7 protein-coding genes and 1 pseudogene are annotated in these 16979 nt (G+C 48.2%); 1 reads left to right on the plus strand and 7 read right to left on the minus strand.

The annotated features are described in order from the left end of the window. Positions 1-32: 32 nt before the first annotated feature. The 4 genes from ACQ76X_RS17550 to ACQ76X_RS17565 all read right to left on the minus strand — a co-directional run bounded on the left by ACQ76X_RS17550 (position 33) and on the right by ACQ76X_RS17565 (position 10962). Positions 33-5546, minus strand: coding sequence for a putative Ig domain-containing protein (locus ACQ76X_RS17550; protein ID WP_438495224.1), 5514 nt, complete (start codon positions 5544-5546; stop codon positions 33-35). 228 nt (positions 5547-5774) lie between these two features. Further along, entirely contained in the window at positions 5775-7922 is a 2148-nt protein-coding gene (locus ACQ76X_RS17555; RefSeq protein WP_438495225.1) for an alpha/beta hydrolase family protein, read from the minus strand. A gap of 136 nt (positions 7923-8058) precedes the next feature. Beyond that, positions 8059-9822: a dihydroxyacetone kinase subunit DhaK gene (gene dhaK / locus ACQ76X_RS17560; protein WP_438495226.1), complete on the minus strand. Its 1764-nt coding sequence runs from the start codon at positions 9820-9822 to the stop codon at positions 8059-8061. A 3-nt stretch (positions 9823-9825) separates the two neighbouring features. Then, positions 9826-10962, minus strand: coding sequence for a glycerol dehydrogenase (locus ACQ76X_RS17565; protein ID WP_340897079.1), 1137 nt, complete (start codon positions 10960-10962; stop codon positions 9826-9828). 204 nt (positions 10963-11166) lie between these two features. Between ACQ76X_RS17565 and ACQ76X_RS17570 the strand changes: the two are divergent. Further along, positions 11167-12209, plus strand: a pseudogene (locus ACQ76X_RS17570) (PocR ligand-binding domain-containing protein). Positions 12210-13095: 886 nt separating this feature from the next. Here the strand turns inward: ACQ76X_RS17570 and ACQ76X_RS17575 are convergent. The 3 genes from ACQ76X_RS17575 to ACQ76X_RS17585 form a co-directional block, all read right to left on the minus strand. Continuing rightward, positions 13096-14526, minus strand: coding sequence for a YfcC family protein (locus tag ACQ76X_RS17575; protein ID WP_438495227.1), 1431 nt, complete (start codon positions 14524-14526; stop codon positions 13096-13098). Position 14527: 1 nt separating this feature from the next. Next, positions 14528-16111, minus strand: a complete 1584-nt coding sequence (locus ACQ76X_RS17580) for an amidohydrolase (RefSeq protein ID WP_438495228.1) — start codon at positions 16109-16111, stop codon at positions 14528-14530. 130 nt (positions 16112-16241) lie between these two features. Further along, on the minus strand, positions 16242-16955 hold the full coding sequence (locus ACQ76X_RS17585) for a GntR family transcriptional regulator (protein ID WP_438495229.1): 714 nt from the start codon (positions 16953-16955) through the stop codon (positions 16242-16244). Positions 16956-16979: the final 24 nt, after the last annotated feature.

A 16979-nucleotide genomic window follows, 5' to 3' on the forward strand; every position in this document is an offset into this window, starting at 1 on the left:
GACATTCAGGTATCCCTTAGTCCGCCTTTTGTTTATTTCTCCACCTTAATGATCATGACTATGCTTTGGGTGAGTCCTGAACTGTTCTCCAGCCCGGCCACATATTCATACACACCCGGAGCTTTTCCGGAGATTAGGGTACTCACTGACTGGGCGTCTGGGGTATGGGCGCTGAGAAGCTGAGTATCAATCAAACGCTCATTTTCATACAAACGATAGATTGTGGCATTGGTTCCCCACCACATATTCATGGTGATCTGATATTCTCCATTCCCATCCCAGTTGTCATTGGACAATACAGGAGTACCCGGCGCAGCTTCGGTTACCTTCACAGACAGCGGCATGCTCACTGTTGTACCGGAGGCATTGGTAAGCTCATACACATACACATATGTTCCGTTACTTTTGCCTGTAATCTCCGTTACCGTCTGCTGGGGAGACGGCGAGTTATCAGTTAACTCTCCAGATTGGATCACTCTGCCATTTTCGAGCAGTTTGTAGGAAGTGCCGTTGTTGCCCCACCATAAATTCATCGTAAGGACATAATCCCCATCCAGAAGTCCTGTATCATATCCGTTATTGCTGGACAGAACGGGCAGGCCCGGCGCATCCTTTGCATTTGCCCTGTCAGTAACAGTAATAGAGACGGGAAGTTTCGCTGAATTTCCCGCTTCGTCCACGGCTGTGACGAATATTTCGTACACCCCGGCTGTATCAGGCCTCCAGCTCAGTTCTCCCTTCACCTCGTCCCAAACCGCATGGTTGGGCAAATTCAAAACCGCATACCGGACAGCTTCCCCTTCCGGATCTGCCGCATAGACACTGAAGCTGACCGTTCCGCCCAAATTCACATGGATCGGGCTTACCGGCTGGAAGACAGGCGGCAGATTCAGCGGAGTTTCCTCCACGGTAATTTGGAGGATTGCCAGGGTTTCCGCGCCTCTCTCGTCTATCGCTTTGAGAGTCAGCGCATAAGCCCCCGCCGTCTCCGGTGTCCAGGTAAAGTGGCCGGTAGCCGCATCAAGTACGGCGCCAGGCGGCAGATTCACTCCCGCATAGGTCAGCGGGCCGCCTTCCGGATCTGTGGCATACACTGAGGCAGTCACGGTCTGCCCCAGCTTAATGGATACCGGAGACATTTCACCGAAAACCGGCTTTTCGTTGGCCGGTTCATACGACCCGTACAGCTTAACCTCAGCAAGATTGCCATACCAGTTACCATTGGACGGATTGCTGATTTTCAGATAGCGGTATGGGTTCTGATCGGTTATCTTAAAGCTCTGCCAATCCTTGCCCCCTGCTGCAGCGCTGGTCAGATTCGTCCAGGCCACATTGTCGTTCGACCCTTGAACAATCACACCCTTGGCCCGCCCTAGCTGGTCTTGCCGTGCCAGAAGCTTGATTGTGTTCAGCTCGACGCCATTGCCCTCTTTAAAATCAAATACAATCCAGCCCGCACCCCTGCCATCCAATCCCCGGAAATCGGAGGTATTGGAAGGATTGTTGTCAAACAGCGCCTTAACCTGCGCCACTGTTCCCTCCTGGGTCCGGTTAGGCGAGGAGTCAATAAACACCGCTTTGCTTGTAATATCACGGATCAGTCCCGTTTCTTCCACCAGCGTAACAGCGGAAGCATCCGTGGTACGACTGACCGGCTTCCCGTTCTTATAAGCAATATTGAAGCTGACAGCTCCCGGTGTGTATAATTCGCCGACAGCATAACTTGCTGTCCAGTTCAGACCATCGGCGGACACCGCTTCAACCGCGGTTCCATGGATACTCACCGCGACTTCTTCAATCACCTCCGCCGCGGTGAAGGACAACATGACCCGATCGCCAAGACTCGCAAGTGCATGATCAGAATGATTGGAAGCGATGGACACCTGCTTGATGGCATCTAGCACTGTCACTTCGTGATAGGCTCCGTAAAAGCGGATTTCTCCAATATTCCCATACCAGTTCCCGTTAGACGGATTGCTGATCCGCAGATAACGGTAGGGATTCATATCGGTGACTGCAAAGCTTTGCCAAGCCTCCGTATTAGCCGCTGCAGGAGTAAGCTGTTTCCAGGTCACGTTATCCGTTGAGCCTTCGATTCTCGCACCGCTGATCCGTCCGGCAAAGCCGGTCCGGGCTGCCATCTCCACCTTACTCAACTGCACACCGTAGCCTTCCTTGAAATCAAAGACCATCCAGCCGGCCCCGGTTCCATTCAGCCGCATGTCAGGCGAGGTATTCACATCCCCATCTTCGGCGATCCGGTAAGTCGATTTGCCCTCCTTGCCGTCCGAAGTGATGATGGCTGAGAAATCCGCCATATTCAGCGTTCCATCCACACGCTGAATAGCGTCGAGTGACCAGAGCAGGTCTGTCTTCTCCTTCAGCACAGCCAGCGCCTCATAGAAAGGTAGGTCCGGGCTGCCCTTCAGCTTCTCAACCAGCGCCAGTGCAGCCTGATACGGCTGCAGAGTGCGCTTCGCATAATTCACATGGGGGTCATAAGCTTCGGTCACTTTAGCAATTAATGCATCCACATGTTCAAAAACCACCAGTTTCCGCTTGGCTATGGCCGTTGCCTGCCCGTCATCTGCCGTAATATAAATCGAAAACTCCTTGCCGGCATCGGCCGCTGACGGTGTCCAGCTCAGCAAACCTTGAGGGGAATCAAATTGCGCATCCGCCGGAAGCCGCTGCGCAGCCAGTTCGGCTATGTCATTGTCTTTATCCGCCGCAGTGTACGAACTGCGGTATTCCTTGCCTGCGAGCAGGTAGTCTGACGCCACCCCTTCACTGTCCGCTCCCAGCGTGAAATTCCCGTTCGCAAAGCCGGGTTCTGCAATAACAGGAGTATGGTTATCCGGATTAAATTTGATATAATCCAAATCTACGCCCGCCCCTTTAACGGTCAGGTAGATCACCTGTGTACCGGTAACCGGGTACGGGGCTTTGCCCATATCAAAGGAAACCGTTGTCCATTTCCCATGCGTATCGGGAACAAGGAGCTTGGCGTATGGCGTAAATTCTCTTCCATCCTTATTCCCGGCTTCATTCGCAATCTCTATGGCGGCAATATCATCGCTCCTGAGCCGGATACTGAAGGTATGGATCCCCTCGCCAAAGTGATTGTCAAAGTAAACCAGCGTCACCGGTTCGGCTGCCGCCTCTGCATGGACATATGAAATTCCAGCCTCCTGTTTGAACTCTGCCTTGCCTTCACGCAAAGTCGTATAGCTTTCCGATTCGATTTCCGGGAAGACCGCCGCATTTTTCAGCTTTACATTCTTGAAGGAGTCCAGTTTTAAAGAGCCTTCGCCTTTATAAACCAGGAAAATATTATTTTTCCCGCGCAGCTTCACGTTATTTTGCAATTTTGCTGCCTGGATCTGCACTTTTGTGAAGGCATCATTTGTATCTGGAAGATCATAGGAAGCGGCCAATGGCCCGTCGATAGAATCTTGTCTGACTTCCAGCACTCCCGGGCCTGATGTGGAGAGTGTCGCTTCCAAATCCGCCGTCCCGTAATCAAAATCCATGATACTATACGAAATCGCGGAGTTATCGGGCATTGTTACATCCTTGCTGCCTTTAACCGCCCCTTGGATAAATTCATCCGCATTCTCGGCTTCGGTCGTTTCATGGGCGTAAGAACGGGCAAAACTCATCCAGTCCATATTAGCCTGCAGGCCATACACATTGTCCGAACCCAGCAACAGCAAAGCGAAGGAATGTTTGCCGCTGAGCGGCTTAAGCAGCTTTTGCGACTTGGACGCCAGCGATGTCCACCAGCCGGTTCCGCCGGAATAAAAGTCGGCGACGATTTCCCCTTTGGCCAGATCAGCGCTTGTTACGTTCGACAAGTCAATTCCGGGCACCTGATCCAGCAGGATCATCTGAACATGGGTGCCTGCCGAGGAATTCGATCCCGAATTTAATAGGATCCGGTCGTCTTGTTCTTCGCCAAAATCAAAATCCTTGTACCAATAATATTCGTTTTTCTTAAATCCGCTCGTAATTTGACGCAGGCCATATTCATCCTGGTAATCCTCAAGGATTCCCTGTCCGTATTTCCCGGTGAAATCCGCAACCTGATAACGGTCAAACCCGGCAACGTTCTCTTTATAGCCGGTCTTTTCTATCGGCTTAGGCGGCCCTTGAGCTTCCCCAGTCCGTGCTTCAACCGGAGCCAGCAGCAAATCCGAATTCGCAAGATTATCCTGTCCCGAAATCTCAAGACCGTATTTCTCTTTCGCTTGCCGGATAAATTTGAAATCCGGATCATCATCATTGATCCCAAGCTTGTATTTATAGTGGTAGTAGACCACACTCTCCAGGCCTAAGCGGTAACGGCCGTTGGTCGCAACCACATTGTAAATATCACCGTTTGCGTTCTCCTTGTCTTCCCAGTTGGTCCAGCCGGAAAATACCGGTGTCCACGAAATGTAATTCCCCAGATTATATTTGGCGTATTGGTTCGCCGCCTTCATGATCCGGTTATCCAGGAATTCGAATAAAGAGGTGCCGTCAGCTGCAATTTCCCCTTGTTCATTCACCCGTGTGCCTTGTGCAAAGGCAATCTGTGCCGCATTGGAGAGTGCGGCAATATCTCCTTCGGCATGAGGCTGGTCACGGCCCATCTCCACCAGCTGCACATGCGGTTCGACGGCTTCACCTGTTACAGCATTATAAGTCACCATACGCATCTGATTCTTAATGCTGTAATCCCGGGCAGTATTGATACAGGCAGAATTTACGGTCGCCCGATTAACCGCTTTGGCATAATCCTCTATATCATCACGGAACACAGCACTGGACATAAAGCCCATGAGCGCCACTCCGCCCTGGTTCATAAACTGCTCGTCACGGTTATACATCGGCCACAAATTGTCAAGATATCGTGTAAATCCTGCCGTATCTGCCTCTGTCCAGCCTGAGCCGGGGGTGTATCTCAGGATCTCGGCGGCAAAGCTGAATTTATTCGTAGACATCCCTGCCGACAGCACATCTGCGCTCCAATCATAACCTTCGGCATCCGTAACTTTTCTCAGCGAGGTATACCAGGCACGCAGGATCTTCAGCGCATTGTCCTTATAGGCGGAGTCTCCGGTGATATACCACATCACCGTTTGCGCGTAAGCGGCATCGGCATCATAGCGGATAGGCTTCGATCCGGTACCGGGCGGCAGGAAATCAATATATGGATTGCCCTTTCCATCGTCATTTTGCAGCTTGTAGTCCTTCTGGGCGCGTGAATCTCTTCTGAACTGTTCAAACGCACTTGCCCAGGGCTCATAACCTTCACGGACCATCTGCTGCATCAGATTCAGGTTTTCTGCCGTCACATAAATGCCCGGATGAGTGAATCCCTGCTCGTTAACCACCGGGACCGCATGAGGCTGGAAATCCGTAATAACCGTTTCACCTGCACTCTCTACATCATATTGTTCGGCAGATGCCGTATACCCGGGAAATGAAGGCACAATCAGAAATAAGATTAAGAGCATCATCCACACCGGACTTGCTTTTCCCTGCATAAATCTTTTTCTCATCTCAGGTCTCCTTTTACACAAAGTGTCAGGCACTGCTCAGGACAAAATGATAGCGCTAACAATAATCTGCAGGTATTGAACTGTTCTTACGGCTTAACCTATCAAAATCATCCTCCGAACACCAGTGTAAAATCATTAAATTCATTCCGTTTTCTTTAAAACATTAAAAAAAAGTCCCGCAGCTACGCTAATAGCCCGGGACCTCCTTTAATTTTGTCTCTCGTTGATCTAAACCAGATTCCAGAACATTGCCGTATTCGCTGCAGTAATCATGGTGAACAGAATCGTGTTCAAGAAGGAGGCCAGCCACACATTGTTGGTTTTCTCAAAAATCTTCCGGGCATATACAGCAGCTATTACGAGAAGCGGCACCATAGCGAACAACAGAATACCGTTTAAGGATTGCCCTGGATAAAGCGCAACACCCGTAATGAAATCTTTGCCATATTGAGCAGCTATCCAAAGGATAAGTCCACCCACATTCAGAATAATGGATAGCAGATATCCCCTTTTTTGCCCTCTTGTATTGGCATTCAGTGCTACAACACTGACAAAGTAGTAAATAAAGAAAAATGGCATATACCGAAGCCCGGTGATCAAATGCTCTATTTCAAAGGTACGTACAGCAAAGGTCCAAAGACGGAAATCTGTGCCAGCTACTGCCTGCACGGCGAACAGCAGCAGATAACCGACGAACACAGCAGCAATGGCAGTGCACAAGCTAGCGATGATGGTAATAGAGTTCAGATGGATACCATAGCTGCTGAATTTCGTACCCGCCTGCTTTTTCGAGAAATAGTAGAACGCACAGGTTATAAAGGCAATAATGAGACCGGAGACAAGCGCCCAATATCCAATCTGGTTTGTTGTAGGTTCGTTAAAGTAAGAACTGGTCGAGAGAATACGACTCGCTTTCTCAAAGACGATCCACATCACCAGCGAAATTACCGCCAGCAACGCACTTCCTATGCCTATGTTTTTCATTTTGGCGCGGGCATCCGGGTTCGCCTTCTGGCTGTTGGCCAGAATAAAGCCTGCGGCCGCTGCGACCAAACAAATGACCAGCAGGATCATGGAAATTACACTCAGAACATTCAGTCCATCCGCTTGCTTATCCATTAACGTAGGGAACAATATGGCCGGAAACAACGTCGAGAACACAATGGCTGCCCAAAAGGCGATTCTCTGCATCCCGGTTGAAGGCGCGCTTACGGTGGTTGTGGAAGCCGTGACCGAACGCTTCAGGAATGGAACCTTCAACAGCAAGCTGATCAAGGGAACCAGTAGTAGAAAGAAGCCCACTAATGCTATCCCATTGCCCGTTTCTTTCATCCACCAGATTTGATTGCCTGAACCAAGGTCGGCGTTTGTCTGGTTGGGAGAGGTCACACCTTTAAAGGCATGAGCATAAAAATCAATAAAGTTGGCGGTTGCAGTTTTGGAAAAATGGTTCCACGGGTGAGTCTGACTAGGTGTAAATAAGATATGCTCACCGCTCTGCGCTGGACGAACGACTTTATCTTCAAGCTTCAATTCTCCAGATTCTACAGTGTAGAACTTTCCCGTCTCTGCAGCCGGATTGTCCGCGGCAAGTCCAAGGAACCCTTTGCCCGAGATCGTTGCCGCAAAATCCTTTTCCGTAACGGTCCCCTGTACTTTCTTCTCTGTGGCACTCTTTTCATCATCCGACTTATTGAAGAAGAACTCATCATATTTCCCCGCAATCATGCCTACCGTCCGGCTGCCAAAGGCAGCTTGAATCTGATCCTGAGGAGCAACCGCGGAGGCGTAAGAGAAATCGGCACCCGCAGAAATCCCGGCATAAATCATGCGCTGTCCGGTCTGTAGCGAGGTCAGTTCATCCATGTACATAGCTACCAATGAGGAAAATCCGCCCATCGAATGGCCGCTGACCGCGACATATGCGTTACCCTTATCATCTTTTTTGGTATAATCCTGTTCAAAAATGTACTTGGACGCGTCAAATTGGGAATAAACCCAGAAGGTGCCGAATAAGTCCTTCACGGGGATGTCACTTTCCCAGCGCGAATCACCATGATCATACATATCAAGCGCCAGGACAATATAACCCCGTCTGGACATTTCGATCGCCGGAGCATCCTGCATTTCTTTGGTGTTCAGATAGCCATGTGTCGTTATGATTACCGGTCTGGGATCCTCTGCACCGGCCCCATCGGGTGTATAGAGCAGCCCGGAAAGTGTGCCATGATCACCCTTGAATTTAATTTCTTTCACGTTCACAGAATAAAATGAAGTGTTAAACATATTGGCGATCAGACTTCCAAGAATGATCAGACTCAAGGCTAAGGCCAGTAAGCCCTGTGGTTTTTTTAATTGCGAAACCATTTTACTCATTATAGATAGCTCCTTTGACTTGAACTTATGGGGTTATATCATCACAGCTCCTTGAATGTAAGCGTTATCATTATTCGCAATAGGTATAGCAGCGCTAAGAGATCTAACGCTGATACCTTTTGAGCATGTAATCTTTTTATTTCAATTGATCCGAAAGCTCCTTAAAAATAACCCCAAGCGCATAGGCACCCGCATCCGGATATCCAATGCTTCTTTCGCCAACAGTGCCTGCGCGTCCCATACGTGCCACAATAGCTTCTGTCTTTTTGGCTCCTTCAATGGCTGCATCGGCACCCTTCACAAAAGCGGTTTTGAAATCATCTCCGGCCTGACTGCTCTTCGACCAGGAATCTGCACAAGGCACAAGAGCATCGATCAAGGTTTTGTCCCCCACCACGGCTCCACGCCCGAATGAACGTTCACCGACTGTTTGTATGCCTTGTACAGCGGCCTGCATCATGTCAGCAAATTCAGAAACACTTATTTCTGTTTTCGCACCAACAGCCTTACCCGCTGAACGGAATGCAGAACCCCAGATCGGTCCGGAAGCCCCTCCGCAATATTCCATAATAACCAGTGAACAAGCATTCAGAAAGCTCCCAATGTCCGCTTGGCTGTGTGTCAGAATATCTTTCCACTCCCGCTTCAACTGCCGGAATCCTTTGGCAATACTCATCCCGAAATCGCCATCACCAGCATGTGAATCCAGTTCACAGAACGGAACTTCATTTCTAATAATGATTTCGCTCATCTTGTCTAACAGATAGACGAAATTATCGAGTGTAAAGGTATCGCCATTGATCTTGGCATATGCTTCAGGTGTTTCTGTCTCAAAGGATACGGATGATTCTGTGAGATTGTCCTGGGCAATATCAACATACGGAACGCTTTCCGTAGGCCCTGAAACTTTGAAGGCAGGGGTATCGCTTTCCTTGAATAAGAGCATTTTCAGTTCTTCGTCCAATTTCAGAAGAGTGATGGAGGCTCCGGCCATATCAATGCTTGTCATATAGTTTCCGACGAAGGTTTTACAAATCTTAATATTTTTCTTCTCTGCTAATTCCCGGGTCACGGCGTTATTTAACAGATACAGCTCCAGCAGCGGAGTTCCCCCAAACCCGTTAACGAGTAGTACAATCTCGGAAGAAGCTTCGCCCCCGATCTTTAAATCCGCTAAAAGTGCCTCCACCATACGTTTTGCCAGACTATCGGCAGTTGCGATTTTTTCGCGGCGGATTCCCGGCTCCCCATGAATGCCGACGCCATATTCCAGCTCATCCTCAGCAATTTCGAAGGTGGGGGTTCCCTTGGCAGGAACCGTACATGAGGTTAATCCGAAACCGATGCTGCGAACATTTGCAGCCGCTTTCTCCGCAGCGGCTTTCACCTGCGCCAGACTCCAGCCCTCTTCTGCCGCCGCCCCGGCAATTTTATGCACCAGTACAGTTCCGGCTACTCCCCGGCGTCCTACCGTATATAAACTGTCCTGTACCGAAATATCATCATCTACCCGGACATAATCTACTTCGATCCCGTCTTCTTCAGCCAAAAAAGCTGCGTTCTTGAAGTTCATCATGTCACCGCTGTAATTCTTAATAATCATCAAGGTACCCTTTTTGCTGGCGGTTGCCTGAATGGCCTGATACACCTGGATCTGGGACGGGGAGGCGAAAATATCTCCGCATACCGCTGCATCCAGCATGCCTTTCCCCACATATCCTGCATGTGCAGGCTCATGTCCGCTGCCGCCGCCACTAATCAGGCTGACCTTGTTTGCATTGATTTCTTTTTTCTTAATAATTTTATACTTCCTCACAAATTCAAGCTCCGGATGGGCCATGGCAATGCCATTGCACATTTCAATGACCGTGTTCTCCGGCTGATTGATGATCTTCTTCATGGATTAGGCCTCCCGGGCTGTTTTGTAGTTTTGGCCAATTTTGTCTGCCGCGGCAATCGCAGCTGCAACTTCCTTTACAGTGATAGGGAATGGCATCGCATGAATGGATTCTTCAGGAATGCAGGCTTTTTCAGCGACTTGAAGCAGTTCCTCAGCCGTAATGTGATCTACGCCGATATCCGCCAGGCACACAGGCAACCCTACCTCCAGACAAAAATCCAGAACCTGATGCAATTCCTCCGTCGGGGCGTTCTCCAGCACCAGTTGGGCAAGTGTGCCGAAGGCAACCTTTTCCCCGTGATAGTAGGAATGTGTTCCTTCCAGAATGGTTAAACCATCATGGATCGCGTGTGCGCCGCCCAAGCCTGCACTTTCAAAACCAAGACCCGACAACAAAATATTAGTCTCCACGATATTCTCCAGCGCCTGTGTAACCACATTACTATCACTAGCAATCTTCGCTTTCGCCCCGTCTTTAAGCAGCATTTCATAACATAAGGTTGCGAGGGCGAGCGCAGCGTTCGTGCCTACAGCAGGGGCACAGTGGCCTTCTCTTGAGCCCATGGGCAGACTGGCGTTCACTCTCGAATAAGACTTGGAGGTCGCTCTTGCTTCAAAATAGGTGGACAAAGCGTCCCCCATCCCTGCCACAAGAAAGCGTGTAGGCGCATTAGCTATCACCGTCGTATCTACCAAAACAACACTTGGACTTTGCTTGAAATAGGCATAATCATCAAAAGCACCCTCAGGTGTATACAGTACGGCTGAATGGCTGGTAGGTGCATCGGTAGCAGCAATCGTCGGGCAAATGATCAGAGCTTCTCCCTGGGCCACGCATTTGGCCGCATCAATCGCTTTGCCTCCGCCCAGGCCGATTGTGCAGGTACAGCCCTTCTCTGTCGCAATAGCCTGCAATCTGGCGACTTCCTGACGTGAGCACTCTCCCTTAAAACCGCTTTCAACAAAGGTGATATTGAACTTCTTAGACGTAGCATCGAGCTTATCCTTTACTCGTTTCACATCATCCGGATGGGCAATCAACAAAGCGGAGGAACCAAATGAAGTTACAAAGTAGCCAAGATTTAATAACTCATCTTCACCTTGAACATATTTAGTTGGACTAATGAATGCTTTTCTCATGAATCTAACGCCTCCTGTTTTTTATAACAAATTTTATTAATTAATTAGAGTATAAAGCAGGATATTGATCTTGATAGTGGAATATCATAACCAATAATTATAATTCTTAATCGTAATTATTTGCACTGTGCGGTAACAATGGTATCCTCTTGCTATAGAGAAGGTCCTTATTATACGATTTTCAGTCGAGGGGTGATTTTTTTGATGCAAGAGTCCTTAAATATAAGCAAATTTTTGGATCTCAAAAAATGGAAGCGGCTTCAAGATTCCTTGGCTACCGTTACCAAGCTGGCTATTTTGACGGTTGATTATAAAGGGATTCCTGTGACCAGCCACAGCAGCTGCCAGACCTTCTGTCAGAATGTGCGGGACGATCCGGAGCTGCTGCCGTTTTGCCAGAATGTGATTCCCGCGGCGGGCTTGAAGCGGTCCGGTTAAATGCACCTTACGTTTATCTTTGCCACTTTAATATTATAGATATTGCGATTCCTATCACTGTGGATGATAAATACCTGGGTGCTGTGATGGCGGGACAGGTCAAGCTTTCCGATCCTGAGAACGGTACAGATCTGGAGCAAATTGTATCTTCGCCAAACAAATCAGCACATCTGCTCAAAGGGAATCAATTGAAGGTTTACTACGATGATATACCAACGATGACCTATGAAGAAGTCGTGAAAATATCCAACATGCTGTTTCTCCTGTGCAACTATATTATCGAAGAGGCACTCAACAAAAATCTGCTGGTCGAAATGTTCGAGATGGCTGCCGGAAACGATGAAGCTCTAAACCTCTCCACTATTCTGCCCGGCTACACCATTAAAAATATTGAGACGATCAAAAAAGAAATGACCAATGCCATCGCGGATGCCTACCTTAAAAATTCATCCAGTGATATGAGTATTTGTACAAATCCGATCTTTAAACCCGCCTGGGATTATATTTACAATAACAAAAGTGAAAATATAACGTTAAGTCATATGGCTGAGCTATGTCACATCAGTCCCAGCTATTTCAGCAGACTTTTTGCGAAGGAAACGGGAGAAAACTTCACCACTTATTTGGCAAGGCTTAAGGTGAAATGGGCGAAGCAGCTGCTCGAAGTGACCGATATGCCCGTTTCTCAAATCAGTGATGAGCTGGGCTTCAATGAACCGGGTTATTTCATTAAAATCTTCAAAAAATTCGAAGAGATCACACCCGCTCTTTATCGTAAAGGTTATCGGGAAAAAGCAGGATCAACGTGAGCACTTGGGTGGACGCTCCGCGAACGGACCGTTGTTCCAATCGCTGTTGTCCCCAGATTTTTTTGATTCTCCTTAGCGGTGAAAATCCGGGGACAAAGGCGACCGCTGCCGCTTTTCCACAATCAGTCCGTCCTCTCCGCTGTTTGAGCAGAAAAAGTTTCTGCAATCTTTTATAAACGCAAAAAATCGCCCACGCAGCGTGAATCGGCTGGACGAAGCCATCTTCGACGCTGCCTCCCGGGCGGCCGCTGTAACAGCTACCACCAAACCAGTTTACTTTGGCCTACTGTCTACACCAAAGCAGGACAGATACTCGCTGTTTACAGCCACATTGAAAAGGCAAGACGCTTTTCCAGACAGACATAGTTTTCTTCACTGCCGTAGCCTGCATCTGCAATAATTGTCTGTGGGAATGTCTAAAGTTTCCAGCATTTCTGCTTCGCGGCGTAAGAGAAAGTACCGCTTGAGGGCGGTTGACTTTTGCTTGCCCATAACATGCAGAAGCAAGCCGCAATGGAGCAAAAACGAAGAGCAGCGATTCCCCAATAACGGGAGAATCGCTGCTCTGTTCACTTATTGTGGTTTTTAGAAAGAAGAAGATTGGACCTGGTCATAGAAAATCGACTTTTGGACACCCCCATATAGAATAAACTTAATAACTACACAAAAGGGCAAAAGTAACGGAGGGGAATTTTGGAACTGGAGGAGCGGTAGCGTTCGCCTTTAGGTTTGGATTTCTACCGCGATTCGCGGTTAAAATCAGGAAATCCAAACCTAACAGCGGCCGGAAGTCCAAATATTCACCGTAGTTACGTCCTCGCCCAAATGGGGAATCTTTAATTTAATCTATATATTTACGCTATTGACGGCTCTAATTCCGCAGTACTTACATTCCCACAGCTGAAGATATCGCGGCAAAGACTGCAGCCACCAGCCACAAGATTGGAAACAGCCTAAGGATGACTTTGAGCCACTGCCCAAAATTGATCCGGGCGATTGCCAGACCTGCTAATAATACTCCACCTGTTGGCGAAATCAGATTGGTCAACCCATTGCCAAATTGATAAGCAGTTACTACCGCTTCACGGTTGACACCGACCAGATCGCCCAATGGGGCAAGCACGGGCATCGTTAAAGCTGCCTCACCGGAGGAAGAGGGAACCAGGAACGTAATAATATTATGGACGACCAGCATGATGGTAGTGAATAAATAATTCGGCAGACCTTTAAGCAGATTAGCCAGCGCATTCAGGATCGTATCGATAATCATGCCGTTCTCAGCAACGACAAGAATTCCCCGGGCCAACCCGATAATGACCGCCGCATAGATGAATTCGCCACAGCCCTTTACAAAGTTCTCAGCGATTTCCTTCTGATTCATCTTGGTGACCACACCCGAGAAAATACCAAGTACGAAGAAAAGGGCGCCGATCTCGGTCATATACCAGCCCTGGGTCATAATTCCCCACACAATCAACCCCAAGGTAACGATAAAGCCGCCAATGATGAGTTTATCCCGATGGGTGAAGCTCACCTCTATACCTGAGTTCTCTTTAATAAAGTGTTGGCGGTTTAAAATGTCATTCTGGAATACAGGAGATTTCTCCGGATTTTTCTTCACCCGCTGCGCATACCACATGGTAAAACCGATCGATATCGCAGTGAATACAATCCATTCAATAAATCTCAGCCATAGCTGTGGATTACCTTGCACTCCCGCTACACCTTGGGCAATCAATACCGAAAACGGATTAACGGTGGAGCCGACATAACCAATCTGTGTTCCAAGAAAAAGGATGAGGATGGCCGTGATGGAGTCAAAACCGAGTGCAAACATTAAAGGAATAAAAATGGCGTAAAGAGGTATGATTTCCTCACTCATTCCGAACGTGGAACCTCCAAGGCTGAAAATGACCATCGCTATCGGAATCAGCAATATCCCTTTTTGTTTGAGCCGTCCGGCCAAGGCCATCAGCGCCCGGTCAATCGCACCAGTCTGCAAAATAATCCCGAAGGCTCCGCCTACAATAAGTACGAAAGCAACCACGTCAACAGCATTGATAATGCCTTCCATAGGTGCACTGGCGATTTGTGCAAGGCCCTGCCGCAAATCTCCCTCTTCACTGACTTTCGCTACGGAATGATAGGTTCCCGGGATAATAGTTGTCTTGGCAGAACCATCTACAATGACTTCCTGCCGGTCAAATTGACCGCTCGGGACAACCCAAGTCAAACCGGCAATAGCAATTATAATCAAGAAAATCAATGTATAACTATGAGGCAGAGACCATTTTATTTTACGTTTAGAGGTTTCCATTCTATCCCTCATTCCTAGAAGCGTCGTAGGTGATTTTTCCGGCAGCGATAGTTAATACGGCATGTGCGTCTCTGATATCGGCAGCTGTTGTATCCAGAAGATTGCGGTCAAATACAGCAATATCGGCATATTTCCCCGCTTCTAAAGTTCCCGTGCTCTCTTCCATACCACAGTGTCTGGCCCCGTTAAGGGTCCATGCCTTTAAGACTTCAGACGCTGGCATTCCCTGTTCAACATTCCAGCCTTCAGGTGGTGATCCGTCAGGAAACAACCGGAAAGTGGCCGCGTAGATCGAATCAGGAACACTAGTGAGGAACAAAGGTAAATCAGTGCCAATCGTTATGGGGATGTTCGCATCCAGCATGGACCGGTAATCATAGAACCGGCTTTCATTCGCTTTTCCAGCCACAGCCGCCATATAAGCATCTTCATAGGAGGGATTTAACAGCAGGATCTGGGCATACACCTCGGCGAAAATCCCGTTTTCCCCCATTCGTTTTAAATCATCGGGGTGAGGGTATTCCAGATCACTTATAGAATGTTTAATTGGATGATCCCCCTGCTGTTGCTGGCAAGTTTCGAGCATATCTACCGCTCTGCGAATTGCTGCATCCCCTTCAGCCGTAAGACAGCACTTAATTCCATGCCTGTCTGCTTCAAATACTGCAGCTTCAATTACGTCATAGTCAACCGGCTGCAAAGTAGTTACTCCTGGCAGATCTGCGTAAGGCTCCAGCATATCTCCTGTATGATCAGCGACAACACCGTCTATCATCAGCTTGAATCCCTGAAAGCGGAGAACCTCCCCTTGATAGCGTTCTTTATATTGAATTCCGGCGGGAATATCAATCGGCTGCAGCACAGGCTCCAGCGCAAAATGAAACCGCAGCGGCAGTTCCCCGGCAGCTTCCAGTTCTTCAAGAACCGGCAATAAACCGCTGTGCTGGTCAAAGCCTATATCTTTTATGGAGGTTACACCCCGCTTGGCAAGCATCCGGGTGAAATCCAGAAACTCTTTTTTGACTAATTCGCGATCCTGCATCATCTCATACAGCAAGCTGGCCCGCGCCTCAGCACTGCACTGTTCGGGGGTGAACTGATATTTATCCTGGGCAATTTGGTTCATCCAGCAATAATTTTTCGTCCGATTCATGGCAATGACTGCCCTTTGAGGAAAAGCTTTATCTAATATACTTTGCTCTGGGAGCTTTCCCCATAACTCCCGGCTCCAACCGTAAGCGTATACATTTTGATCTTCAGGTTGTTGTTCCGCTTCTTCTATAAGTAATTGCAAGGCATCTTCTATAGAGGCTGCATTTGTCAGATCCACGCCACGGTGCAAGGACATATATCCGGTAAAAAACACATGATTATCATGCACACCAGGCATAATCAAAGCATCCCTCAGATGATGGACAATCGTCTTCGGTCCGATCCAAGCTTCTGCCTCTGCCGGATCGCCGACCGCGGCAATCCGTTCACCTTGCAAGGCGATGAATCCAGGCGAGGCATCCTCCTCTTTTCCTGTAAACACGGCACTAGACATTAGTACTCTTTCTGCAAAACCATGTTCAACCGCTCCCATGATCTCTCCGCCTTAGTTCAAATTTATAATACGACTTATAACGTTATACTATAGCTACTGCTTCTCCATCATTGGAAGAAACAGTAGCTTTTACGTATTTGAAATTCCAGCTGACTCTGACTTTAATGAATCACAAAGTAAATTGGTAACGGTCACCAATAATGAATTGCTTCCCTACATGAACCGGCTTACTATACTGGTCGTAAATAATGGTGTTCATGTAAAACAGAGGCTGGCCGATCGGAACTTCCAGTAATTTCGCCTGAGGTTCGTCCGCCAAGACAATTTGTAATATCGTCTCTCCCGGCTGGTTCGGATCAATATTGTATTCGCTGCGCAGCAGCTCATATATCGAGCCTTCAAGATTAGCCTCCATCAAGAAAGCGAACCGGTCAAACGGATAATAGTTATTTTCCAGCATCAGCGGTTGTTCGCCGGCATATCTCTGGCGCTGAATATACAGCACAGACTCACCTGGCTGGATTTGCAGCCGCTCTGCGGTATCTGAATCGGCTTTCAGCTTTTTTCTCTCCGTGACTACGCTATGCGAAGAAACTCCATTCGCTTTGCAGGCAGCCGTAAAACTGATGATATGCTCAATCTTCCGGCCGATCTTGGGCCTATTCACAAAGGTGCCCTTGCCCTGCCGCTTCGTCAAATATCCTTCTCTCACCAATTCTTCTATCGCTTTGCGCACAGTAATCCGGCTCACATTATAGGTCTCGGCCAGCTCAATTTCAGTAGGTATTTTATCCCCTTGATTAAAGCTGCCGTTGGCGATTGCGGATTGAACCGCGTTTTTCAATTGAATGTATAATGGCTCAGCGTTTTCTGCATTTAACATAGTTTACCCTCACTTGTTATATAA

It is taken from the genome of Paenibacillus sp. IHBB 3054 (assembly GCF_051594305.1).
Lineage (GTDB): Bacteria > Bacillota > Bacilli > Paenibacillales > Paenibacillaceae > Paenibacillus_AQ.